This is a genomic window from Capnocytophaga leadbetteri, assembly GCF_003054025.1.
In the GTDB taxonomy this organism is placed as follows: Bacteria; Bacteroidota; Bacteroidia; order Flavobacteriales; family Flavobacteriaceae; genus Capnocytophaga; species Capnocytophaga leadbetteri.
Genome location: NZ_QBKG01000001.1, coordinates 201,031 through 225,833 on the forward strand (window position 1 = coordinate 201,031; position 24,803 = coordinate 225,833).

Below are 24,803 nucleotides of genomic sequence, written 5' to 3' on the forward strand. Positions count from 1 at the left end.
TTTCTAAAAAGTAAGCGAATTTAGGTTCTTTTGGGCGTCAGCATTCCCTTCGCTAGCAGCTTTCTGAAAGAAAACTTTAGCGTTGTTTTTATCGCCTATCATATAGTAGCACGAAGCGCGATAGTTATTGAGAACAGGGTCTATAGGGTTACCTAAGCTCTCCATCTGGTTGATGTCAGCAATTACTTTTTGGTACTGCTGTAGGTTGTAATAGCTATAAGCACGTAGGCGATACGCATCAGCATGGGCAGGTACTTTTTCTAAAAACTTAGTAAAGGCTTCTACCGCTTCAGGATAACGCTTGTTGTTGTATAAATTTACAGCTTCTACGTATAGAGGAGTAAACTGCTCTACTTGCAAGCGCGAAGTTAGTTTGATGCGATTATTTACAATATCTTGGTTGTTAGGTAGATATACGTAAGCGCTATCTAAGGTAGCCTTAGCATCAGCTATTAGGTTGTTCTTCTCTTGTAGGTAAGCCAAAGCATTCCACGCCTGTGCCTCCGTGCGCTTGTTAGCTAACGCCTCACGATCTACATCTATATGAAATTTCTTCAGTGTATTTTTCCATTTAGGAGTTACAACAGTAGTATCTTTCTCTAATCCTAAAAACTGCTTCAATAGTTTTATTGATTCTTGCTCTTTGCCCATATTGTTGAGGGCAAAAGTTTCCAAGTTAAGACTTCCAAAGAAGTTCGGCTTAATCATACGGGCTTTATGAGCGTATTTGTAGATACTATCATTGTTCTTCTCAGGCTCCATAAAGTAAGACACCGCCATAAAATACTCAGGACGTGCATCGTATGGGTGGTAGTGTATCGAGCGCAATATCTTGCGAGCCTCTTCAAACTTCTGCTCGTCTATCAAGTAGCGTGCTTTTTCTACATCTACAGGTTCAGCTACTGCTGTCAGGTTAGGAATGCGCGGATACTCGCGTATCAGATATTCAGCAGGTGATTTGGTCGGACGTACGTTTTGCTGTTCTTCTTTTACCATACGTTGCATCTTCGATGAGTCAAAGTACATACGCTCTACTACTACGTTCATTACGGCTACTACTGCCGCTACCATACCTATAAAGCCAATGGCTGTCAAAGGCAATTTCTTCTCTTCTTTGTTATTTTTCTTGTAATACAATACAGCTAAGCCCACAGCAGTTCCCACGTAAATACTAAAGAGCGCTTGTATTTCAGGGCGGTCTTGAGGGAAGTTAAAAAAAGCATCAAACGAGTAGGCAAAAAGCCCAAACAGAGGCAAGAAGAACCATTGTTCTTTCTTACTGTCTTTCTCTTTATAAGTACCCCACAAGAAGTAGTAAGCGGCTAAAAAGAATATAGTGATGAAAGCTAAGCCCGCAAAAATACCTGCTTCAGCAGTAAGCTCCAAAAAGTCATTGTGGTTTTTGTACATATAGATATAGTGCGGACTATATGAATTCTCATATTGCAAGAAGCGTACCTTCCAGTTGCCTATCCCTACCCCTAATATTGGGTTATTAGGTATCATATCAGTAGCGGTGATAACCCAAGCAGTTTTACGCAGGTTGTTACTTGAGTTTTCTTGGTTAGCCACCTCTGCCAAACGAGCCCCAAAGCTAGTACTTTGGCGTATCTGTTGTGGATACATAAAGTTTTGTACAAAAGTAAATATTCCAAAAGCTAGCACCACTAAACCTACGTGTATGAGTACTTTACCTCCTGTTTCTCGTTTTTTTCTAATGAAGTAATCAATAATGCCATAAATAGCAAATATCACCACGGTGAGTATCGTAGCCAAGTAGAAAGCACGTGTACTCATAAAGAAGATGGCCAACGTACCTACAAGTATTCCTATTCCCCCTAATAATCTGTAGAGTGTCTTTTTGTTGAAGTAAAACAACCAAATAGCAAAAGGTATTTTGATAAACATAGCCGATGCCAAGATGTTTTTGTTAGAGTAACCACCTTTGATGTTGTAGTCGCTACTGATACCTCTAATAATGTCTTTTACCCCTCCCATCGTGACTAAGAAATCGTAAAAAAGCAGCAAAGTCATCGCTACAGCCAAGGGGGCTAAGCTCTTTTTGTTGTAAATCACTAAGGCTGATACCATCCAAGCAGCGGTAAAGGTAACGAATATCTTAGAGTAATGCAGTATCGCCTCTTCTATATCGATAGCTTTAGTGAAAGATAACAGCGCAAATACCATTATAATACTATAGGCTATTCCTATTTTATTGTTGAAAAAGCCAAATAACACTTGGGTACGCTCTCTAAAGTCTTTTATCAGAAAAACCATTGCCACTACTACTAAGTTTAGAATAGCAAAGGTGTAGAATTTAGAAGCGTTAGAGTCAAAAGCCATCCAGTTAGGCGTGATAACAGTCACATAGCCGTAAGCTATTAGCAGCAAACTAGTCAATAGGTTCAGTGCCGAATTATCACTATTAGTAGCTACGGTAGTTTTAGCTGTGGTGGTGTGTGGTGCTTGTTTCTGAGTTGTTGCTTTTTTGTTGCTCATTTCTTATTATGATTTGTTAGTAGGGTTCAAAGGTTAAAATAGTATCATTTGGTAAGGCAGCCCCGTCATTTTTACAACCTCTTCTGTCCGTTGCGAATGCGTATCAGTAATGAATAACTGCCCAAAATGGTTCTGCGTCACTAATTGTACTAATTGTGCTACTCGTGTGTCGTCCAATTTGTCAAAAATATCGTCCAATAGTACTATAGGAGTAATGCCTAAAGTGCGCTTCAGTAGTTCAAACTGCGATAGCTTCAGCGCTATGAGCAGCGACTTTTGCTGTCCTTGGCTGCCGTATTTCTTTATTGGGTAGCCCTGTATCTCTAACCGTAGGTCATCTTTGTGAATGCCCGCAGTGGTATATTGCGCCTGTAGGTCTCGTTGTTGGTGCTGAGCGAGTAGCGCCTCTTGGGTCTGCTCGTGTAGCATACTTTCGTACACTACTTTCACCTCCTCCTGCCCTCCAGCAATGTAAGCGTACTGATAGCTAAAAATAGGAGCGAATCCCTCCATAAACTGCCGCCGTTTTTCGTAGATGAACTGCCCTAAAGGTGCTAATTGAGCGTCATATACCTGTAGAGTGTCAAAAGCACTAATGCCGCTTTCAGCCATCTGTTTTAGCAGCGTATTGCGTTGTAGCAGCACACGATTATAGCGTATCAGCAACTCCAAATATTCACGATCAGTCTGCGCGATAACACTATCCAAAAACTTACGACGCGTCTCACTACCTTCTACTATCAGGTCGCGGTCAGCAGGCGAGATGATGACCATCGGATATTTCCCTATATGGTCTGACAAACGCTCATAAGCCTTGCCATTGTGCTTCATCATCTTCTTTTGTCCTTTCTTCAGACTGCAAACTATCTGTTCTTCTCGGCTGCCCGACTCAAAAAAGCCATCTATCAAGTAAAATTCCTCATCGTGACGTATGTTTTGCACTGCTGACGGACTAAAATAGCTCTTTCCCATCCCCAAATGATAGATAGCATCTAACAAATTGGTCTTTCCAGCCCCGTTATTACCTACAAAACAGTTGATAGTAGCGCTAAACTCAAGTGTTTTAGAGCTGATATTTTTATAATTAACTACGGTTACTTTCTTTAAAAACATAATTAGCGATGCAAAAATACGAAAAAAAGAAATACCAACAAGCAAAAAAGAAGAATTTTTTTATTTAGTATGTTTTTGAACAAGGCTATAAAAAACATATCATTATTTAGCTTGTTTATAAATAATTTGCTATATTTGCCCCCGAATTTAGTAATAAAGATGAAAAAACTCCTATATATCAGCCTTTTAGCTCCTTTGGCAGCTATAGCACAACAGCCTAAAGACTCTATAACTCAATTAGAAGAAGTAGTAGTTAAAGCCGAAGCACCTATCAAAAGAATACAAAAAGCAGCCTATAACGTAGTGGCTATCGAAGCTAAACAACTGCGTACGCTCAATAGCAATGCTGCCGATATACTCGCACGTGTATCGGGCGTAAAAATGCGCGAAACAGGAGGGGTAGGGGCAGAGGCTCATATCAATCTCAATGGCTTTACAGGCCGACACGTGTGTGTCTTTATTGATGGCGTACCGATGAACGAAGCTAATGCTTCTTTCCGCATTAATAATATCCCTGCCGAAATGATTGAGCGCATCGAAATTTACAAAGGCGTGGTGCCTATCACCTTTGGTGCCGATGCCCTCGGGGGTGCTATTAATGTGATAACGCGAAAAAGCAGATACAACTACGGCAATCTGTCGTATGCTTTTGGCTCATTTAATACTCATAAGAGTACCTTAAACATCGGGCAATACCTTACCGATAATATCAATATAGAGCTAAATGCTTACCAAAATTACTCTGATAATAGTTATAAAGTATTTACCGAATACCTCGACCTACAAACGGCTACTTACTCTAAAGAAAAACGCTGGTTTAAGCGTTTCCACGACCGTTATCACAACGAGGCTATTATAGGGCACGTAAATATATTCAATGAACAATGGGCTGATAAACTCTCTTTCGGTCTTAATTACAGTCAAGAAGATAAACAACTCCAGAACGCCAACCTGATGCAAAAAGTGTTCGGAGGCAAGTATCGCAAATCTCATAACTATACTTCTTCAGTAGAATATGAGAAAAGAAACATTCTCAAAAACCTTTCTTTTTTTCTCGCTGCACGTTATGATTTTACCACTACACATAATGTAGATGAAGAAGCGCGCCGCTATAGCTGGACGGGTGAGTACGAACCAATGGTAGCTCGTGGTGAATCGCAACTTCAAAACACTATTTTTGAAGGTAAAACGGGCTACATCACTTCTCACTTAAACTATCAGCTTTCTGACAAACATCTATTGCAACTCACGCATACTTTTAGCAATTATAACAGGCGCAATAAAAATATGCTCATTACCAACTACACCCTCGATTCTGACTTTATGAGGCGTGTTAATGAAAAAAACATCACAGGTTTATCCTATAAGTTCACGCCTTCAGAGTACTGGAATATATTAGTTTTTGGTAAGTATTACAACACTGCTGTAACAGGACCTGTAACAATAAGTGGATTTGGAAGTCGTGCTGTATATAAAGAAGAAACTCACTACACCGATGTTTGGGGCTATGGTGCTGCCACAACCTATCAGTTACTAAAAACTCTACAAGCTAAACTTTCTTGTGAAAAGAGCTTCCGCCTACCTACCGATACCGAACTCTTTGGCGATGGTGATTTAGAGATTGGTAATTATAACCTCAAACCTGAAAATAGCGACAACCTAAATGTAAACTTATCTTATCAACCTACATTCAAAGCGCATTCTCTTTTAGTAGAAACAGGGTTTGCCTATCGTTATATCAAAGATTATATTATCAGGAGTATTATCAGTGCAGGAACTAATGAAGGCTCGGCAGGAAGTAAAAATCACGGCAAAGTACTCAATATGGGAGTTGATGCGACCTTGCGCTATTTTTATAAAGATATATTTTCAGTAGGTGGCAACTTGTCCTATATGAATTTGCGCAATAAAGAAGAATTCACTGAAACGGGGCGACCTTCTGCTATTTATAACGACCGTGTACCTAATATGCCTTATTTGTTTGGTAATGCTGATGCTAATTGTAATATTAGTAATCTTATTGCTAAACGCGATAGACTATCATTGGGCTATAATCTCTTTTTCACCGAAGAGTTCTTTACCTCGTGGCAAAGCGAAGGAACTAAAATAAAAGTTCCTCGCCAACTCTCACACGATGTAAGCCTTACGTACTACACTCCTAATAAGCGCCTGAGTTTTTCCGTAGAAGCCAAAAACTTTACTAACGAACTGCTGTACGATAACTACAGCCTCCAAAAAGCCGGTCGCGCTTTCTATGCAAAACTCTCCTACCGATTCTACTAACCCCTAATTTCTAACAATTAATTTCTAAATATATGTATATCAATTTTCAAACATTCAAAAAAACGCTACTTGTAGGCTCATTAGTTAGCTTCGTAGCCCTTACGTCTTGCAAAAAAGACGATGATACTCCAGCTCCTTCTCCCTCTGCAGGAGAAGAAAATTTCTTCATCGATGCTGGAGGAGATCAAAATAAAACTCGTTATCTATTGGTCGCTAAAAACGTAGAAAATGGTGAACTCCCTCTTTCTGCTAACCAAGGACAATTCAAAGAAGCTAATGGCTATTTCTGGCAGTTCAACAAGAACACAGCAGTAGGTCTATCCTATGGCTTTAAAGGAGCTGGTATCGGTATTTCTTACGAAAAAACAGCTCAAGGAGTAAAACATCTTACGGATTTTGACGTAGCCGAACGTGCAACCACTTTCGGTTTCTTCGGCGATTATTGGGTAACTGTAGTGGGCGGACAAGAATATGAAGGTAAAAAAGACGGCGCTACCTTCAATTTCCGCAACGCTAGCAATTATACAAAAGCTTTTACAAAAACTATTCACACAGCAAATCTCCTTCCCGAGATGAACACTTCCTCTTCTACAGAAGAAATTGTGTCGTTTGCTGGTATCTTAGACAATGGTAATGGTGAGTTCTTCAGCGGTATGATAGTTTCTGATTACAAAGATGTACAAGTAGCTCAAGGTTCAAGTACCGGTAAAATCCACAATCCCGATGTAGTATATGTAGGGGTACTCGATAAAGACTTGAACCTCAAACGTAGCTATAAAAGCGATAAGATCAGCTATAGCGCAGGTCGTTTCAAATCTCAATATTTGTTAGAAATGGGTAAAGCCGACAATGGCGATGTATATGTGTTCTCAGGAGCAATTGCTAAGAATCCTCCTAAAGTAAAAGCTCCTCAAACCCCCGATGTTGCTTCAACAAAACCTGCAGGTGCTTTGCGTATCAAACAAGGTGCTACCGACTTTGATAGCTCTTACTTCTTTGATATTTCAGCAGTATCCGGTAACGGAATCTTCCGTCGTGTATGGCATATCACCGGTAATAAGTTCTTGCTTGAGTTCTTTAATGATGCTTCAAAAGCCGCTCTTAATGTAGTAGAGGTAAACCGCTTTGCTATTGTAGATATGGAAGCTAAATCTTTCAACTGGGTAACCGGACTGCCAGCTCTCTCTGATTTTGCCAATATGACGTCAAACCCCGTAGAGCTTGCTGTCTACAATGGTAAAGTCTATCTACCAGTAAATGTGAAAAATGCTGATCCTGCCATCTACGTAATCGACCCTGCTACTAATAAAGCTACTAAAGGTCTCACCGTAAAAAATGCTTCTTTTATCAACGCTATTGGTCGCTTCAAATAATAAAATCGGTTACTTTAAATAAAAAAAACGCTTGAAGAACTTTATTTCTTCAAGCATTTTTTATTTGCTAACTATTAATTGTTATTTGTTAATTGATAATACTGCTTTTGCTTCAGCTTCTTTCCCATTTTTCTGTAACCACTTAGCAGTATTCTTCAGATATTTTTCTGTCGGTTTGAACTCATAGCCTAATTTTTCCGACAGAGCTTTGTATCGCTCCTTAATCACCATTGGGTTAGCTTCAATCTCGTTGCGGTCTATAAACATTTCAACAAAAAGCATCCTAAAAAAGTCGATGTTAGCCATTATCTGCACCGTACCGTGGTTTTCATTAGGATATTCTTTAAAGTAAGTTTGTAAGTCTTTGCATCCGCCTTCCTTTAGTAGTGATTGCAACCCTTCAATAGCCTCGTGGTGTCTGCTTCTGCCATTATGGCGCACCTTTTCTCCCGAATACGATAGGTATAGGTGCCGCCCTTTAAAGTTTTTTTGTTTATTGTCTTCAAACAGTTTTAGTCCGCTATTATCTTCCCACCATAAGCTGGGGTCGTGAGCCATATATACGTTGAAGTAGTTAGTATAGTTATTTAGGGCATAAGCTACCGCCAATCCTCCCAATGAGTGTCCCACTACTATACTAAAATTGTTACACCGGTACTCGTTTTTAATCGAGGGGATAACAGATGTAGTAATCAGTTTCCAAAAAGCATCGTTGTTTGTGGTAAAATCAGTTTCTCGCTTAGAGGTCTGAATACCTACTATAATCATTTCAGGCACATTGGGTATACCCTGCGATAGTTTTTCCATTAAGGTCGCAAAATAGTTAAAATTAGCTTCAGCATCTAACAGATACACTACGGGGTATTTCGTAGGTTTTAATGAAGAATCGTGGTACGAAGGGGGTAAGTATACTAATACCGAACGAGTTATATCATCATCTGAAGCAATTTCAATACGCTTACCTATACAGATAGAGTTTTGTCCTTGTCCTACAAAACTACATAAAAGCAAAAAGAAAAGTATTTTTTTCATCATTATTTTTTTAGCAATTGCAAAGATATAGTCAAAAAGAAATGGTTTGCGAATTTATCAAACGGAAATTGAGAGTTAGAAGTGACTCTAACTCCTTTTTATAAGTATGTATATTATCAAAGAAATTCCTTATAGCATCTCGGAATTCTGTCTTGTTCCGATAGAAACCCGTATTGATTACTTTTTTTCGTAAGAATTTCCACAAGTGCTCTATTAAATTGAGGTTCGGAGAGTATGGAGGCAAGAAAATTTGCTTGATTCTATTATCTTCTACCCAGTTTTGAAGCTCTTTATTGTGATAATAGCGAGCATTATCGGATATAATATAAATATTTTTAGCGTTTGGATGCTTTTTAAGAGCTAATTCGTAAAGTTCTTTTGTTGATTCTGCATTAACGCATTCACAATCAAGAGCTATTACATCTGTAACATCATAAGCATTAAGCAAACCATTGATATTCACTCTATCACGTCCACTAACTGTTGGTTGTTGAAACTCTTTACCTTTCTCTATCCAAGCATAAGTGGAACGGCTGTTGTGCGTAGGATGAACACCATCGGCAAAATACACCACATCCCCTTCTTCCTTTTCTTGAAGAATTTTAGAGAGCGCTTCAGCAAATAGTTTTTGTTTTAAAGGATCCGCCTCACAAGGCACTTCGGTTGTTTTCTTGTAGGAAAAACCAATTCTGTTAAGTAAATCAGCCATTCCTTGTGGAGTATAGGTAACTTCAAAAGTGTCTTTAACCCATTGAGATACTTGTTTTGCATCTGTATAAAGATGTGTGCGTAACTCTTGTTTTAAGGATTCTATTTGAAAAATATTAAGCAGACCTTGATAACCTTTATAACGATTCTCAAGAAGTTTATCTAGTCCTCCTTCAAGATATAAGGAACGATAACGATAAGTAGTAGAAATATCTATACCCAAGCAATCAGCAACAAAAATAGGAGTATTGCCCATAGAAAGCATCAAAATGCAGGTAACTCGGGCATAATCCAGCGACCTTGCAAGTTGCGTTGGAGCTTTCTAAGTTCCTCTATTTCTGTTGGTGATAATGTTAGTTCCATAGATGGTGCAAAAACAACAAATTTTTTATTTATTCGCAATCTAAATATATTCCAATGTAGGGATTAGTGATCGTTTTTGCTTTTGCCGAAAAGCAGAAACATACAGTAGCTTTAAAGTGAAGTAATAAAAGTTAAGAATCCTAAAACTACCCCTACCAAATTGGGGATAATGAGAATATAATCTGGCTTAGGCTCTTTTGTCCAGCCATACACCACCCAGATAAGACAAGACCCAGCTGCAAACAAAGGTTGCCAAGGTTGTGCTTTGTGCCCCTCTAAGTTGGCCATAATTTGAGGAATATAGGCTACAAATACCGCCACTCCTATAAAGGCTCCTATGGAACCTATAAGCAAATTAATTTTTTGCTTGATATTTCTTTTTTCGTTCATAATAATATGGTTTTCTGCAAAGATAGTAATAATTTGCGATTTTACAAAGAAACTTCAAAAATAATTAGAAACATTTTTATTTTACACTCTGCGTAACGAAGCCTGTAATCTCCGAATATAAGGGTCTTCCACTACATCAATAATAGCTAAAATATCAGCTGGAATACGCATTGATGAGTGAGTAATATTAAGCTTTTTTGTCAATTTCTATAGTCAAAAAGAAATGGTTTGCGAATTTATCAAAATGCAGGTAACTCGGGCATAATCCGAGCGACCTTGCAAGTTGCGTTGGAGCTTTCTAAGTTCCTCTATTTCTGTTGGTGATAATGTTAGTTCCATAGATGGTGCAAAAATAACAAATTTTTTATTTATTCGCAATCTAAATTTGTTTGACTATAAAAAACAATCATCAAACAACAATGAATTAACACTATAAGATATGATATAGGAAGGATATAGGAAGGATATAGGAACACTATAGGAACGATACACCAACTATATGCAATTCTTACTAAAAAATTAACACTATTATTTAGGTTGTTTATAAATAAAGTACTATCTTTGCCCCCAAAATTCTAAATTAAATCATTTTATGAAACGTTTTAACCCTTTTTGTGTGATGGTGGCACTCTTCGCCCTCATCATTGCGGCTTGCAGCAAAGACGACAACAAAGTTGATAACAAGCCAGAAAACCCTAAAGAACTCATTTTAGAGAAAACCTCTCTAACCCTCAAGGTTGCCGAAACAGCCACTCTTACCGTCACTTCGGGCAATGGCTCTTATACTGTTAAGGTAGCCGACCAAGCGGTAGCCTCAGCTACTGTAACCCAAAACACCCTCAAAATCACCGCTATAGCACAAGGCGAAACAGTAGTAACGGTAGCCGATGCCAAAGGCAAAACCGCTTCTCTAAGTGTAACCGTTACGGGTATTTTTGCCGTGGTCGATAAGAGCGTCACGGTAGAAAACGGTGCTAAAACCGATGTAAAACTACAGAACGGACACGCTAATTACAATTGTGTGTGCGTACCCGAAGGGATAGTGTTAGTAAGTGCCAAAACCGATAATGTACTCAGTGTCGAAGGACTAAAGGTGGGCAGTGCTACTGTTACCGTTACCGATGTACAGAGTGGCAAGCAGGATATTTTTGAGGTGACGGTTACAGGTATGCCTTTCACTATAAGCAAAAACAGCTTTGTGTTAGAGGTAGGTAATACCGAGCAAGTTGCTATCACAAGTGGCAATCCTGACTATAAGGTACAATATTCTATTGAAAATGTAGTGAAAGCCCAAATAAACGGCAATGTTATACACCTAACAGCCGTAGGGGCAGGAAAGGCCAACGTTATCATCACCGATGCCGCTCAGCAAAAAGCGACTATAGCGGTAACAGTAAACGGAGCTGTAGCAGGCGATATTTTTGATGTAGATGAAGGAGAAGACGAAAACGAAGGCGAGAAAGTAGTGTCGCTCAAAATGAATGCAGTGGCTACAGGGGCTATCACAATCCCCGACGAAGGTACAGTACTCGATGCCTCAATATTCGATGGTAATAAAGACATCACTTCAGCTGATTTGAAGAACATCACAAAGATAGGCGACGGAGCTTTCAAAGCTACTACTAACCTTAAAAAAGTAGTGATGACAAAAGTTAAGAGCATAGGCGTACAAGCCTTTATTAGCTCGGGGCTTACCGAACTTACCCTCCCTGCTTCTATAGAAACCATCAAGTCAATGGCTTTTATGAATAACTATAGCCTTACAAAGGTAACGGTGCTCAATCCTACCCCGATAACCATAAGCCTCAACACCTTTGCTACTTCAGCACAGAATCGCGAAAAACGAATTTTATATGTGCCTAAAGGAAGTAAAACAGCTTATGAAAACAATGAAAATTGGGCTAAAAACTTCAAAGAAATAAGAGAACTTAATTAATTTACTTGTAGGGGCAAATGGCAGAAAAAATGCTATTTGCCCCTTACTTTTTATTAACAATATATCGCTTACATTAACAATTGTGTGTTGATAATTAACAATTACATATTGTTTATATGTAATTTAGAATGTATAATTTATATTTGATAATCAGTGTTTTATGTTGTGTTAAATAGTTAATCTTTCTTTTTTCTAAATAAAATCTGCAATATATTTGGATTGAATATAAAATAGTTGTTACCTTTGCACCAAAATAATTTTAAATTAAATAATCTTCTTCGTAATGAAAAAACTATTGATAGGGGCGATGGTTTGCCTGTCGCTCGCAGCGTTACAAAGCTGCAAAAAACAAGTAATTGAAGAGCGCGAAGACATAGTCGCAGGCTCTGAAATTATTAGCCAAGGTCGTACGCCCGACGAGTCTGACGGCAAGAAAGGCGACTACTTCATCAATACACTTACCAGCGAACTTTATGGACCTAAAACCGATGCTGGGTGGGGAGCGCCCATACGTTTCGGTAGTAGTAACACCGCAGAGGCCAAAATACTTTCTGGGGCAGGGGCACCTTCACCTCGTACCGGTAGCGAAGGCGATTGGTATATCGACCTTAGTACGCGTACCCTCTACGGCCCTAAAGCCAATAACCAATGGGGTAGCGGCATAGTGCTGGGCGGCAATCCTAACAATGGTTCTAACCAAGACCCCGATGAGTCCCTACCCGATTTCCATATCAGCAAAATTGGGCAACCTACCCTCTTAGTATGGTCAAACCCTAAAACTGTCGAGGTGAATATGAACGCCAATAACCAACTCAAATTGGTTGAGGTAATCGGTAGAGAGGCTTTTGCTCAAAAACGTTCCTTAGAAAAAATTACCATTGGCGATAAAGTACAACTAATCGAAAACCAAGCTTTTGAAAACAACTTCGCTCTCAAAGACATTATCTTCACTGCCGATAGCGAACTCGAACATATAGGCGTAGAAGCCTTTACAAAGTGCAATGCACTCAAAACTATAGGTCTACCTTCACGCCTTACCCTTATTGATAAATACGCTTTTCTTAGCTGTAAGTCGCTCGAAACGGTAGTCGTACCTGGCTCTTGCGAGCGTATTCTTTCTGAAGCTTTCAAAGAGTGCGAAAACCTCAAAAACGTTACCCTTAATGAGGGCGTTAAATTGGTGGATAACTTAGTGTTCGAAAAATGTTTCTCACTTACTAAGATTACTTTCCCTGCTTCTTTAACCGGTTTAGGCGAATTGCTTTTCAATGAGACTACCCAAAAGATAAGCGTTACTTTCCTTGGGGCGGTTCCTCAAACTAATGACGATGCCAATCCTTTCGCAGGGGCTACTATCGAGCATATCTATGTGCCTTCACAGCACCTACAAGCCTACCGCGATAAGTTCACCGACTACGCCGATATTATACAAGCTATCCAATAAAAAGTAAAAAAATAATTCTAAATGAAAAATATAATTATCAGCTTGTGCGCGCTTTTGGCGTTCAGCACGGTGGGCTGTGTCAAACAGACCATTGAGCGCGTCAAAGTAAAAAGAGCCAGTGTCATACACCTCAAAGATTATCCTCCTTCTATTGATGAGGGCAACATAGGCGACTATTATATAGATAGAAAAACAGGCTTGCTCTATGGCCCTAAAACCGATGAGCGCGGCTGGGGCAATACGCCTATTCGTTTAGTATCCGAAAAAGGCATCAACCCCAATACCATTCGCTCTGGCAAGGGTGCTCCCGATTTAACTATTGGCAATGAAGGCGACCTGTATTTAGATACCCAAAACCAAAAACTCTACGGGCCTAAGAAGAACAACAGCTGGGGCGTGGCCTACACTTTGGGCGATAACAACCCTTGGCATAACAATCAGCTTTCTAACTACAAGCTCTCCGACGACCGCAAAACGCTATTAGCGTGGCTCAATCCTCAAACGGTGCATATTGATATGCGCGCCGATGTAGGGCTCAGCCGTATTACCGCCATTCAAGAGAAAGCCTTTAGTTATCAATTTGGTGCAGGCGGGCACGAGGGCGTTTTTACTTCCGACCCTTATGCCGTTAAGACTATCATTCTACCTGCTACCGTTACCGAGATAGGCAAAAGTGCTTTCGAGGGGCTTTATCACCTCGAGATGCTCACCCTACCACGCGGACTTACCAAAATCCCTCGCAGTATGTGCAATGGCTGCGAACGCCTTAGTATTGTCAATTTTGAAGAGGGTATTACCGAGATAGAAGACTTTGCTTTTGCGCGTACTAAGATAGAAAAACTCACCATTCCGCGCTCTGTCAAAGAGATTAAGGGCTATGCATTTGCTTTTTGCGATAATCTCGATGAGCTCAAACTCCAAGAGGGATTAAAGAAGATAGCGGCACAAGCCTTTTTAGGTTGCGAAAAGCTAAAGGTTATTGATATACCTGAGAGTGTTACCAGCATAGGTAGTATAGGCGATTTCTCTTTCAGCTATTGTCCGGTAGAAACGGTAGTGCTACACTCGCGTACTATCCCTAAGTTCAGCAGTGTTGAGATATCCTTTAGGCGTACCCTCAAGAATGTGTACGTGCCCGATGAAAGTTTAGAGTTGTACAAAAAATCTGACTGGGCAGACGATGCTTTCAAAGCCAAAATCAAACCAATGTCTCAAAGACACTAATCAATCTAACAAAATGAACAAAATATATTATTTTCTTATAATGTTTTCGCTTGCCTTAGTAGCTTGCGATAAGCAAAAAGAAGACCCTAATCCCGAATTGCCTGCCCCTCCTAAGCCAGAAGCATCTGTTTCTCCCTTAGTAGGCGAATGGCGTTTGGTGAAGTTAGAAGAAGATGGTTACGAAACTAAGATGGAAAACTGCAATCGCAAGAGTAGCTTAGTCTTTGGGGCAGACCAAACCGCTACCCGCACTACCTATCAGTATACCCCCAATACCGACCCTAATGATGCTAAAGACGCTTGCAACTATGTAGTAGAAGCTAAAACCTACACTACTACCTTGCAGCAGTTAGTACTACAGTCGGTAGCCTCGTCTACTGCTACCGAGGCGTATACCTATAGCCTAACCACCGATACCTTGGTGATGGTGTACACCAATAGGGCAGGAGGGGTGCAGACAGCTACCTACCATAAGAACTACCAGTATGACCCTGTCAAAGAAATCATCGGCACTTGGTATATTCACAGCCTTTGGCGCAATGACATTTATAATTATGACAAAGATTTAACCGATTTTTCGGGTTGTCGTTCGCAACAAAAGGTAGTGATTACCAAAGACTCTATTACTATGTATCAGTATCGCTATACTAAGAACAAATGCCGCGAAACAGTCTACAAAGGAGCTTACGAAATATCTGCTGGCTTGGGTATCATAAAGGTACGCAACAAGATAAGAGGCAAGGTAAATGTAGGCTTGCGCGAGTTTAGGCTCGGCAATGGCACGCTCGAGTTTTGGGGCTTTGTAAATGGCTTAGCAGGCGACTACGAAAATGAGTTTTACCGCAAAGAAAAAACATTCAAATGAGGCGCTCCATCCTACATAATATCGCTATCGTCTCGGTGCTGCTCTTCTCGGTAGTAACCGCTGCACAGCCTACTAAAACCGACAAGGTTATCGACCTTGAGGAGGTGGTAGTCTCGGGGCAAATAGAACCCCAGTCGGTCAAAAAGTCGGTCAAGAACGTGCAAGTCATTACCAAAGAGCAGATAAAAGGCGTTGGGGCTACCCATTTAGGCGAGGTGCTAAATCAGTATGTAAACCTCAATATCCTTCCCGATGAGGGCAGTGGCAAGCAGAAGATTTCGCTCTATGGCTTAGGGGCTAACTACTTCAAGGTATTTGTAGACAATGTGCCGCTGGTAAGCGAAGACGGCTTAGGGGTCAATACCGACCTTTCGCAGATAAATGTAGATGATATTGAGCGCATAGAGATAGTCGAAGGGGCGATGGGCGTAACCCACGGTGCCAATGCGGTAACCGGTATTATGAACATCATCACCAAGAAAAAAGCAACCAATAAGTGGGATATTACCTACTCGCTTCAGGAGGAAACCCTCTCGCGCGAGTACAATTTTCTAAATAAAGGCAAACATTATCTCAACTTCCGAGCTGCTACCAATCTCTCTAAGCGTTGGTTTGCTTCTGTGGGTATGAATCGCAATAACTTCAATGGCTTTTGGGGTAAGTACAAAGGCAAAAACTACTTGGGTACAGATGGGCTTAGGGGCTTTGAGCGCCAACCTTATTTTCTCTATCAAACCAATGTAATGACTACCTATCAGGGCGATAGCTATAAGCTCATTTATCGCTTTGAGTATATGCGCGACCAGTACAACACTTACGACCGCACTGCCGAGCGCACCTATAGTCCTCGTTATGGCGATTACACTTTTGGTAATGACCAGCGCGATTACTATTCGCGCCAGAACCACCAGCTTAACCTCAGTGGGTCACTTAGTCAGCTAAAGTACAACCTTACCGCTTCTTATCAGTATCAAGAGCGTGCTACCGAAACCTTCCGCTACCTTATTGATTATCATCACGAAATCAATAATGAAAAAAGGCGCAACCAGTCTATGGATGTGTTTTACTCATCGGGCTACCTCAGTGGGGCTTTGGCTAAGAAGAGATACCAATGGCAAGTAGGCTATGAGGCTGTGCGCAATCAGGGCTATGCTATCATCCGCGACGAAGGTTCTACCGAAAAGTTCGTAGATAAAGCCATTGATAATTACGACCTTTATGCTTCTGTAGAAGCCAATATCACCAAAAAAATTTCTATCCGTCCAGGAGCTCGCTACTCGCTACAGCGTTTGTTCAATAACCAATACGCCTATTCGTTGGGTGCGCGCTATCTCTTGCCTGCCAATGTCGAGCTACGCGCTTCAGTAGGACAAGCCTATCGCACACCTAACTTTCAAGAGTTGTATGTGCGCAATGTCTTTATAGGGCATATCTTTTTGGGCAATGAAAACTTAGTGCCTGAGCGCAGCTTCTCTACGGAGCTCAATGCCAAAAAGGTCTTTACTTTTGGCACTGATGCCGCTACTCAGCTTACTAGCAACTTAGCCTTTAGCCACAATCGTATATACGATAAGATAGATAACATATTGTTAGAATTGCAAGGCGGTATGCCACACACTCAGTACCTCAATGTCAGCCGTTTTCTCAATAACAATATTATCACCACACATAGGTTTGTGTGGAACAATCTGGGGCTTACCTTAGGCGGGGCTTTTGTCTGGGTATCGCAGACAGATGATGTGTCAAAGATAAAGAAAGACGACCGTTTTCTCTTGAATATCAATGCCAATGCAGGGCTTGCCTATCAGTTGTCCAAAACGAACACCGTGCTTACGGCCAATTATAAGTTCGTGGGCAAGTCGCAAATGTGGATGGCTACTACCGATGGGGCAGCGCTGGGTACCTTGTCGCCTTATGGTTGGGTCGATGCTTCCCTGCAACAATCGTTTTGGCAGAAGCGCATCGACTTTGTTTTAGGTTGCCGCAATGTGCTAAACGTAATCAATACTACCCTTACCCAAACATCGCTATTGGGTATAACCACCGAGCGCAATTACCCTATTGCCAACGGACGTATGTTTTATTTGAAACTCTCTTATAATCTGAATATTAAATATTAAAAATCTTACTATTTATATGAAAAAAATAATTCTATCACTCAGTATTGCAGCCTTTATGTTTGGGGCTTGCCAAAAAGAATCAGAACCTGAAAAGAAACTGCCAGAGGGCAATGGCACTCAAACCAGCACTACCGAGCAAGGTACAGCCTCAGGTACTCTTAGCGTAAAACCGCTAACCCCTATCACAGTACAACCTGAGGTAGGAGGCGCTAATGAGCCTAACCAAGTATACATCGACCTTTCTACCGGAAAGACTACTCTAATTAAGCGCGACACTTGGCACTTAGCTTTCTATTGTGGTGATGACGATTTTAGAGTGCTCATCAACCCTGCTATTGCAATGTCAGCATTAGAGCAAGAAACTACCGATATAAATAAAAGGGTAGAAGAGGATAAAACCATACTGCTCAATACCGACCCTACCAACCCATCGCCTAACCACCTTGTTAGCCGTAGATTGATAGACGACCCTCGCGGTTATTTAGCTCCGCGCAATAACGAACCTGGTTCTGGTACAGCTATCGCTGGTGTTTCAGCTAAAGACGAAGAAAACAAAGTATACCTACTTAGTATGGGCTTTGCTATCAGCGATAAAACTCCTGTAAAAGGAAGCGTAAATATATTAGGAGCGCACAAAGGTTGGGGCAAAATACGGGTACTACGCGAAAACGGAAAGTATAAAGTGATGTTTGTGCCACGTACCGCTGCTACTGCTCCTGCTGCTGTTAAGACCTTTACAGTAGCCAAAAACGCAGCTTATAACTTTGTGTACTTAAACCTTGTCTCTGAGCAAATGGTGCAAGTAGAGCCTAAGAAAAACGATTGGGATTTGTGCTATACCGCTGGGGTAGCTTGGCTTACTAACAAAGATTACGATGCGCGAAGCAATGTAACCCTTTACCCCGACCTGATAATCAATAACATACACGCAGGTACTAAAGTAGCGCATACCAAACAGTTTGAAACTACTGAAAAAGCCTACGAAGCCTATAAAAATATCCCTTCCCAAATATTTTGGGAAACCACTGTCAAAGGAGCTAATTTCGATGGTGATAAATACAATCGTTTAGGCTTAGGCAAATCGTGGAGAGACCTGCCCAACGGAGGTACTATCCGTCCCTATTGGTATGTGGTTAGAGACGGCGAAGGCAATCACTTCAAACTCATAGTCAGAACAATGAAAAACGATGCGGGCGAGAGAGGCTATCCTACCATCGAGTATCAATATGTACCCAAACAGTAATTGACAAAAGAGCCGATTTGGATATAGCTTGAGCGAACGATGAGCGAAGGATAAGCGAACAATAACCGAATGAATCGCCCTCTAACGACTAGCGACTAGCGACTAACAACTAACGACTAACGACTAACAAACTAACGACTAAAAAAAGTGTTTAAAAAGAATATTTTACTAATTTTGTGCTTTGCTTGGGCTATAGGGCTACAGGCACAAGAGTATTGGAAGCAAGCGGGCTTAAGCAGTCGCAGTGCCGAAGCCGCTACAGCGCACCACCAAGAGTACACCCTCAATAAGAAAGCCTTTGCCAATGCGCTACATAGTGCTACGGCACGAGGCAATACCGCTGAGGTAGTAATCAAACTCCCTAATGCTAAGGGCGAACTCGAGTCTTTCCGCGTGCGAAAAACCAGTGTCCTATCTGACGAGTTGGCAGAGCGCTACCCACAGATAGAGACTTATGCGGGCTACTCGCTTTCCCAACCCGATAAAGAGGTAGCCTTTACGTGGTCGCCTGAGGTAGGGCTTTCAGCTATGTTCGATGACAATAACGAATACGCTTTCGTACAGCCTACTAACCGCAGTGGGGTGAAGCATATGGCCTACCAGCGCAGTGCTTCCGTAGAGCAAATGACTTTTGATTGTGGTACAATGGCAAAAGTCAAAGCAGCCGCAGTTACTCCTGCTTCACTTACCCAGCGTACTACCGGCAACCTTTTTGCTACAGAGCCTACCCTGCGCACCATACGTATAGCTATTGCTGCTACCAGCGATTACACCTTGCGTTTTGGTAGCCCAGAGCGCGCCCTTGCCGCTATTGTTTCTACCATACAGCGCACCAATCAGGTGTATCGTACCCAGATGTCTATCCAATTCCAATTGGTAACAGGGGTAGAAACTATTATCAATAACAGAAAAGACGACCCTTTCCGCAATAATATGCGTGCCGAAACGTGGAATGGCGACCCTCTACAGAAGTTTTTAGACGAGAAAGTAGGCGATGCTAATTATGATGTGGGACACGTATTTCACCATACTAAGCAGCCTAATGGTAATGCTGGTTGTATAGGTTGTATATGCGAAAAAGGCGAAAAAGGACGTGCTTTCTCAGCAGGCGACCTCTCTAACAGTGTAGAAAAAGATGTGTTCGACATCGATTTCTTCTGCCACGAGCTGGGTCACCAAATGGGGGCTAACCACGTGCATAACCTCAATAACGAAAACACAGGCGCACAAGTAGAACCCGGTAGTGGCTCTACCATTATGGGCTATGCGGGTATATCGGGGGCTAATAACGTGCAAAGGCGTTCAGACCCTTATTTCAATCACGTAAGCGTAGAGCAGATGATGAAGCACATCACTGCGGCTACTTGTCCGGTCAAAGCGCCTATTGCCAATTCAGTGCCCGTAATAGGCGAGCTCAACGATTATACTATTCCGCGCAGTACTGCCTATCATTTAGTAGGTACTGCTACCGACCCCGATGGCGATACGCTCTATTATATGTGGGAGCAGCATAATAGTCCCCAACCTGGCCGCATCACAGTTACTTCCGATAACTTTGCTGATAATCTAACGGAAGGACCTATGGCTCGTTCACTAAGACCCAGTCGTTCTAATGAGCGCTACATTCCCCGTCTTTCTCAGATATTAGAAGGGAAGTTAAGCGAGCGCAACCCTGGCCCTACTTCCACTTGGGAAACGGTTAGCAGCGTGAAGCGCACCCTCAAATGGGCATTTGTAGTAATGGATAAGAGCCTCGGTAGGCGAGACGATCGCGAGACTGATGTAAGCACCGGTAATACCGTGTATGCAGGGGTGAAGATAAATGTAACGAATAATGCAGGTCCTTTCGAGGTTACTTCACAAGCCAGAAAGACATATTGGTTTGTAGGCAAAACCTGTACTATCACTTGGAATGTAGCCGATACCGATAAACAGGAAGTGAATACCCAGCGAGTAAACATTCTTTTTGCTCTCGACGGACAGACTTTCACGCATACTCTTGCGGCTAATATTCCTAATAATGGTAGCTATACCTTTACCGCTACTGCCGACCTTACTACTACCAATGGCCGCTTTATGATTCGCCCTGTCGATAATATCTACTTGGCGGTCAATCTCGGCAAGATAATAGTAAAGACTGATGGCGATATTGATGGCGATGGCATAGTCGATAGTCTTGATAACTGTATAGAAACCCCTAACCCAGACCAAGCTGACCTTGACGGAGATGGTATAGGCGATGTGTGCGATGAGGATATAGACGGCGACGGCGTAAATAATGCTACCGATAATTGCGCACGCATACCAAATACGAATCAGAAAGATACCGATAAAGATGGTATGGGCGATGCCTGCGATGACGATGCTGATGGCGATGGTATACCAAATGCCTCAGACAACTGTCCGTACCACGCTAACCCCGACCAAAAAGACTCTGATGGCGATGGCATAGGCGACATCTGTAGTGGCGACCGCGACCTCGATAAGATACCCGATGAAAAGGATAACTGCCCCGATATGGCTAACCCCGACCAGAAAGACCTCGACAAGGACGGTATAGGCGATATATGCGATGAAGACCGCGATGGCGACGGTATCCCTAACGACCGCGATAACTGTCCCGATTACTCTAATCCCGACCAAGCAGATACTGACCACGATGGTATAGGCGATGCTTGCGACCCCGATATAGACAATGACGGTATTCCTAATGAGAAAGATAATTGTCCGTTTGTGAAGAATCCATCGCAGAAAGACCTCGATAAGGATGGTATAGGCGATGCCTGCGATGACGATGTAGATGGTGACGGGGTGCCTAATGATAAAGATAATTGCCCTGAAACCTACAACCCCGACCAAGCCGATACCGACCGCGATGGCATAGGCGATGTCTGCGATAACGATGCTGATGGCGATGGGGTGCCTAACGATAAAGATGACGAACATCAAACGGTCTTAATCCCTAATGCATTCACTCCTAATGGCGATGGTGTAAACGATACTTTTGTGATACATCGTATATCGTTCTACCCTAATAATGTGTTGCAGGTATTCACCCGCGAAGGACAATTAGTATACGAAGCGCGTGGCTATCATAATCAATGGAAAGGCTTAGGCTTAGACGGTCAGAAGTTGCCTCAAGGCTACTACTTCTATAAGTTTACGATTAAGAACAAACGCACCCAAGAGGGGTGGTTATTCATTAACTATTAATATACTTTTTTGATGAAAAAACTAATACTATCAGCTTTGCTCTTGAGTGCTGCTATCGGCAGTGCTCAAGAGGCAAACTATATATTCTATAATCAGTTTCAGAATGTAGTGAACCCTGCGGCTATAGGGGCTGAAGGCAACCATACTATAGGCGCACACCTGCGCTACCAGTGGGCGAAAAGCGCTTCTTCCGATAGTCCTCAGCAGCAAACGCTCAACACTACCCACCGCCTGAGCAATCACGTAGCCATAGGGGCATCGGTAGTGAGGGAAAAGGTGTTTGTGCAGCACCAGACCGCTTTATTTGCCGACTTCGCTTATGCGCTCCCTCTTACTGAAACTGACAACCTCTATTTGGGTATCAAAGCAGGAGGTAATCTCTTCAATATAGATAGTAGTCGCTTTAAAACCTATAACGACCAGTACGACCCTTATTTGCAAGGCGTATCGGGTAGATTTCAACCTAATGTAGGGGTAGGGGCTTATTATCAGCAACCGCGCTTCTACGTGGGGCTATCGGCTCCTAACCTATTGGCGTCAGATAAGACTAAAGTAGAGAATGAAGTAGTAACTTCAGTAGCCGAGCGTATCAGCTTTTATGCGCAGGCAGGCTATTTCTATCCCCTCACTGCCGACTTTACGCTAAGTCCACGAGCGCAAGCGTATATCAATCAAAAGGGTGACTATCAGCTTAACGCTTCAGCAGCTGTTCTCTACAGCGATTATGTAGAGGCTGCTTTAGGCTACCGCTCCGATAGTGCGGTGAATATCTGTGCGCTTTTCAAAGTGCCTAAGTACCACCTATCTGTAGGCTATGGCTTCGAAACCAATGTCGATAATAATGTAGGGGCAAGTGTGCGCAACTTTCACGAGTTTATGCTAAAAGTATATTGGTAATTCCTTAAAAGAAGAAGTGATGAAACGTTTATTATTCGTAGCAGTGTTAGCGTTCTTGGGGTGGCATTGCACCAAGCAGAGCGACCCAGAAGAGCCTAAGAAAAAGGAAGAGAAACCTACTGTAGCAACTGCCTATAAGCTCAGCGATGATAAAGAAACCCTACTAAAGTGGCTCGATACAACTACCACCACCCTTGACCTCGGTACGCACCCTGCCCTCAAACGAATTACGATTGTAGGTAAAGAGGCATTTAAAGGTACGCCTATAGTGAGTATCACCCTACCCAATACAGTAGAGAAGATAGAAGAAAAAGCTTTTGAGGGGTGTACATCGCTTACTACAGTAGCCTTGCCTAAGAATGCTAATTTTAGAACGATTGCTCTAAGCACTTTTGAGGGTTGTAAGCGCCTTACCCGTATAGATATCCCCGATTCGGTCAAAGAGATAGAGAAGTTTGCTTTTGCCGATGCAGGACTTACTGAAGTAAAGTTGCCTAAGGAACTTTTTGAAATCAAAGAGCAGGCTTTTGCAGGCAATGCCCAACTGAAGAGTATCACCCTGCCTAAAACCATTTCGCATATTAGCACAGGGGCTTTTATGCAGACAGGGCTTCAGACGGTTACTCTTAATGGTACCGAGCCGCCCCGCCTTTCTTTCCCTAAAGGAGAGGCTGCACTGCAACGCAAGGGCGCACCTTTCCCTTTTGAAACTCTTATTGATATTATAGTGCCTCGCGAGGCCACCAATACCTATCGGGTAGAGAAAGCTGATTGGGCTCCTTATAGGCGTTATATTAATAGGAAAATAGCTTTTACCCCTCTTCGATTAGAGAAGACAGAGGTAACCGTAAAGGTAGATGAAATACAAGTCTTTTCGATATACGGTAGCAAGCGCTACCAAATACGGCAGACTAAAGATAGCGAGGCGATAGCCATAGTAGGTACGCCCGACCAAGATGCTAATAACGTTACCCGCATAGCCGTAAAAGGACTCAAAGAAGGCACTTTCACTTGCACTATCACTGATGTTATAAGCGACCAAGATGCGCAGCTAAAAGTAACAGTTATTAAAAAGTAAGTTTTGCACCTACTAACTGATAGCCTTCTAAGGTATACGAACTGCTAAATTGCCATTGGTATTTTGGTTTTACTAAGGCATTGCCTTCAGTATAACGCTTAGTGATACGTCTGTTAGCTATCGTCTTACCGGTAATGTAGCCTACAAATAGCGCTACAGGGTAATCCGAAGCCCAATGCACTTTGCTTTGCATCATCTCAAAACACATAAGCCCTAAGGCACTATAGCCTACGGGCTTTATCCATTTATAGTCAGCATAGTTTTCGGCAATAACGGTAATAGCCGACATAGCAGTAGTAAGATGTCCGGAGAACATCGCATCGTAGTGAGGGGTGTCTTCCTGATAGGCTTTGAAACTTGGAGCAAACGTCCAATAGCTATGCCAACGCCCATCATTTACTGTTATAAACGGACTCTCACGCCCTGTAAGTCGTTTGAAAGGTTGTACAAACGTTCCTGATACTACAATACTCTCCAATACTTGCATAGCGGTACTTTTGGCGCGGTAATCGCCTGTGATGAGTCCGTAGGTAGCCATTCCCCCACTGATAATGATAAAAGTAGTACCATTGCCAATGAAATACAATGCCGAATTGACATCAGCAGGTACAATCTTTAAGAAACCCAACTTTTTATAAGTATGGGCTTCATTTAGTCCTAAACTTTCGCCAAAACTTCTACTTTCTCTTATAAGCCAAGGGTCAGCAGGAATGATAGCTGCTGTAGCCCCAATAGCTGCCAATCCGTAAGGATAATTAGGCTTAGAAACCATCTCCACTGCCGATTTACCTATATTGCGTGGTATCTTGTTGAAAAGGTCAGCAAAACGCGGTTTTTTATACTCATAGGTCAGGTTATCGTTGATTTTGTATTGCCTGCTCAATAAATCTACTTCAGAAGGGTGCGAGCCTTGCAGCGCATTTGCAAGGCTATCTGATAGCGATTGTGGAATAGAGTCTTTTTCTTGTGCTGTAACAGCAGAGAGGGTACAGAGGAACAGCGAGAGTAAAAGGTATTTCATT

Annotated in this window: 17 protein-coding genes; 11 read left to right on the forward strand and 6 right to left on the reverse strand. The window is 42.0% G+C overall.

The features are described 5' to 3' along the window. Positions 1-3: 3 nt before the first annotated feature. Both C8P65_RS01140 and recF read right to left on the reverse strand, forming a co-directional pair. Positions 4-2,499, reverse strand: coding sequence for an O-antigen ligase family protein (locus C8P65_RS01140; protein ID WP_107780583.1), 2,496 nt, complete (start codon positions 2,497-2,499; stop codon positions 4-6). A 33-nt stretch (positions 2,500-2,532) separates the two neighbouring features. After that, a complete protein-coding gene (gene recF, locus C8P65_RS01145) occupies positions 2,533-3,612 on the reverse strand; it encodes a DNA replication/repair protein RecF (RefSeq protein WP_107780585.1) in 1,080 nt (359 codons plus the stop codon). Between the two features lie 159 nt (positions 3,613-3,771). Here recF and C8P65_RS01150 point away from each other — a divergent pair, with 159 nt between their 5' ends. Together C8P65_RS01150 and C8P65_RS01155 are read left to right on the forward strand one after the other, a co-directional pair. Next, a complete protein-coding gene (locus tag C8P65_RS01150; RefSeq protein ID WP_107780587.1) occupies positions 3,772-5,895 on the forward strand; it encodes a TonB-dependent receptor plug domain-containing protein in 2,124 nt (707 codons plus the stop codon). 32 nt (positions 5,896-5,927) lie between these two features. After that, the gene (locus tag C8P65_RS01155; RefSeq protein ID WP_107780589.1) at positions 5,928-7,268 is read left to right on the forward strand and encodes a DUF4374 domain-containing protein; all 1,341 of its coding nucleotides are present in this window, start codon (positions 5,928-5,930) and stop codon (positions 7,266-7,268) included. Between the two features lie 81 nt (positions 7,269-7,349). Here C8P65_RS01155 and C8P65_RS01160 read toward each other — a convergent pair whose 3' ends face one another. From C8P65_RS01160 to C8P65_RS01170, 3 genes are all read right to left on the reverse strand, one after another. Then, positions 7,350-8,303: an alpha/beta hydrolase gene (locus C8P65_RS01160; RefSeq protein WP_107780591.1), complete on the reverse strand. Its 954-nt coding sequence runs from the start codon at positions 8,301-8,303 to the stop codon at positions 7,350-7,352. Between the two features lie 28 nt (positions 8,304-8,331). Next, complete coding sequence (locus C8P65_RS01165; protein ID WP_236013596.1) at positions 8,332-9,264, reverse strand: IS630 family transposase; 933 nt, start codon at positions 9,262-9,264, stop codon at positions 8,332-8,334. Between the two features lie 218 nt (positions 9,265-9,482). Continuing rightward, entirely contained in the window at positions 9,483-9,761 is a 279-nt protein-coding gene (locus C8P65_RS01170) for a SemiSWEET family transporter (protein ID WP_009414673.1), read from the reverse strand. A 592-nt stretch (positions 9,762-10,353) separates the two neighbouring features. Between C8P65_RS01170 and C8P65_RS01180 the strand changes: the two genes are divergently transcribed. From C8P65_RS01180 to C8P65_RS01220, 9 genes are all read left to right on the forward strand, one after another. Beyond that, positions 10,354-11,697 carry a leucine-rich repeat domain-containing protein gene (locus C8P65_RS01180; protein WP_107780593.1) on the forward strand — a complete coding sequence of 448 codons (1,344 nt, stop codon included), beginning with the start codon at positions 10,354-10,356 and terminating at the stop codon, positions 11,695-11,697. Positions 11,698-11,980: 283 nt separating this feature from the next. Then, positions 11,981-13,141: a leucine-rich repeat domain-containing protein gene (locus tag C8P65_RS01185; protein ID WP_095913558.1), complete on the forward strand. Its 1,161-nt coding sequence runs from the start codon at positions 11,981-11,983 to the stop codon at positions 13,139-13,141. Between the two features lie 21 nt (positions 13,142-13,162). Beyond that, a complete protein-coding gene (locus C8P65_RS01190) occupies positions 13,163-14,365 on the forward strand; it encodes a leucine-rich repeat domain-containing protein (RefSeq protein WP_107780595.1) in 1,203 nt (400 codons plus the stop codon). Positions 14,366-14,378: 13 nt separating this feature from the next. Continuing rightward, positions 14,379-15,230 (forward strand): lipocalin-like domain-containing protein, encoded by an 852-nt coding sequence (locus C8P65_RS01195; RefSeq protein ID WP_170069069.1) that lies wholly within the window; start codon positions 14,379-14,381, stop codon positions 15,228-15,230. Further along, positions 15,227-17,350 carry a TonB-dependent receptor plug domain-containing protein gene (locus C8P65_RS01200; RefSeq protein WP_107780598.1) on the forward strand — a complete coding sequence of 708 codons (2,124 nt, stop codon included), beginning with the start codon at positions 15,227-15,229 and terminating at the stop codon, positions 17,348-17,350. Before C8P65_RS01195 ends, C8P65_RS01200 begins: the two co-directional genes overlap by 4 nt. A gap of 16 nt (positions 17,351-17,366) precedes the next feature. Then, entirely contained in the window at positions 17,367-18,593 is a 1,227-nt protein-coding gene (locus C8P65_RS01205; protein WP_107780600.1) for an HmuY family protein, read from the forward strand. Between the two features lie 147 nt (positions 18,594-18,740). Continuing rightward, on the forward strand, positions 18,741-21,806 hold the full coding sequence (locus tag C8P65_RS01210; protein ID WP_107780602.1) for a thrombospondin type 3 repeat-containing protein: 3,066 nt from the start codon (positions 18,741-18,743) through the stop codon (positions 21,804-21,806). Positions 21,807-21,818: 12 nt separating this feature from the next. Further along, positions 21,819-22,703: a PorP/SprF family type IX secretion system membrane protein gene (locus tag C8P65_RS01215; RefSeq protein WP_107780604.1), complete on the forward strand. Its 885-nt coding sequence runs from the start codon at positions 21,819-21,821 to the stop codon at positions 22,701-22,703. Positions 22,704-22,722: 19 nt separating this feature from the next. Further along, positions 22,723-23,781: a leucine-rich repeat domain-containing protein gene (locus C8P65_RS01220; protein ID WP_107780606.1), complete on the forward strand. Its 1,059-nt coding sequence runs from the start codon at positions 22,723-22,725 to the stop codon at positions 23,779-23,781. On the opposite strand, the gene C8P65_RS01225 is transcribed toward C8P65_RS01220, so the two are convergent. Further along, positions 23,771-24,802: a phosphatase PAP2 family protein gene (locus C8P65_RS01225; protein ID WP_107780608.1), complete on the reverse strand. Its 1,032-nt coding sequence runs from the start codon at positions 24,800-24,802 to the stop codon at positions 23,771-23,773. The two genes, C8P65_RS01220 and C8P65_RS01225, sit on opposite strands and share 11 nt — an antisense overlap. Between the last annotated feature and the right edge of the window lies 1 nt (position 24,803).

What these genes read in the sequence shown, in the direction of transcription:
- C8P65_RS01185 (WP_095913558.1), top strand. Translation starts at nt 11,981, where the DNA reads ATGAAAAAACTATTGATAGGGGCGATGGTTTGCCTGTCGCTCGCAGCG.
- C8P65_RS01140 (WP_107780583.1), bottom strand. Translation starts at nt 2,499, where the DNA reads ATGAGCAACAAAAAAGCAACAACTCAGAAACAAGCACCACACACCACC.
- C8P65_RS01165 (WP_236013596.1), bottom strand. Translation starts at nt 9,264, where the DNA reads ATGGGCAATACTCCTATTTTTGTTGCTGATTGCTTGGGTATAGATATT.
- C8P65_RS01215 (WP_107780604.1), top strand. Translation starts at nt 21,819, where the DNA reads ATGAAAAAACTAATACTATCAGCTTTGCTCTTGAGTGCTGCTATCGGC.
- C8P65_RS01160 (WP_107780591.1), bottom strand. Translation starts at nt 8,303, where the DNA reads ATGATGAAAAAAATACTTTTCTTTTTGCTTTTATGTAGTTTTGTAGGA.
- C8P65_RS01205 (WP_107780600.1), top strand. Translation starts at nt 17,367, where the DNA reads ATGAAAAAAATAATTCTATCACTCAGTATTGCAGCCTTTATGTTTGGG.
- C8P65_RS01155 (WP_107780589.1), top strand. Translation starts at nt 5,928, where the DNA reads ATGTATATCAATTTTCAAACATTCAAAAAAACGCTACTTGTAGGCTCA.
- C8P65_RS01200 (WP_107780598.1), top strand. Translation starts at nt 15,227, where the DNA reads ATGAGGCGCTCCATCCTACATAATATCGCTATCGTCTCGGTGCTGCTC.
- C8P65_RS01150 (WP_107780587.1), top strand. Translation starts at nt 3,772, where the DNA reads ATGAAAAAACTCCTATATATCAGCCTTTTAGCTCCTTTGGCAGCTATA.
- C8P65_RS01220 (WP_107780606.1), top strand. Translation starts at nt 22,723, where the DNA reads ATGAAACGTTTATTATTCGTAGCAGTGTTAGCGTTCTTGGGGTGGCAT.
- C8P65_RS01180 (WP_107780593.1), top strand. Translation starts at nt 10,354, where the DNA reads ATGAAACGTTTTAACCCTTTTTGTGTGATGGTGGCACTCTTCGCCCTC.
- C8P65_RS01190 (WP_107780595.1), top strand. Translation starts at nt 13,163, where the DNA reads ATGAAAAATATAATTATCAGCTTGTGCGCGCTTTTGGCGTTCAGCACG.
- recF (WP_107780585.1), bottom strand. Translation starts at nt 3,612, where the DNA reads ATGTTTTTAAAGAAAGTAACCGTAGTTAATTATAAAAATATCAGCTCT.
- C8P65_RS01170 (WP_009414673.1), bottom strand. Translation starts at nt 9,761, where the DNA reads ATGAACGAAAAAAGAAATATCAAGCAAAAAATTAATTTGCTTATAGGT.
- C8P65_RS01225 (WP_107780608.1), bottom strand. Translation starts at nt 24,802, where the DNA reads ATGAAATACCTTTTACTCTCGCTGTTCCTCTGTACCCTCTCTGCTGTT.
- C8P65_RS01195 (WP_170069069.1), top strand. Translation starts at nt 14,379, where the DNA reads ATGAACAAAATATATTATTTTCTTATAATGTTTTCGCTTGCCTTAGTA.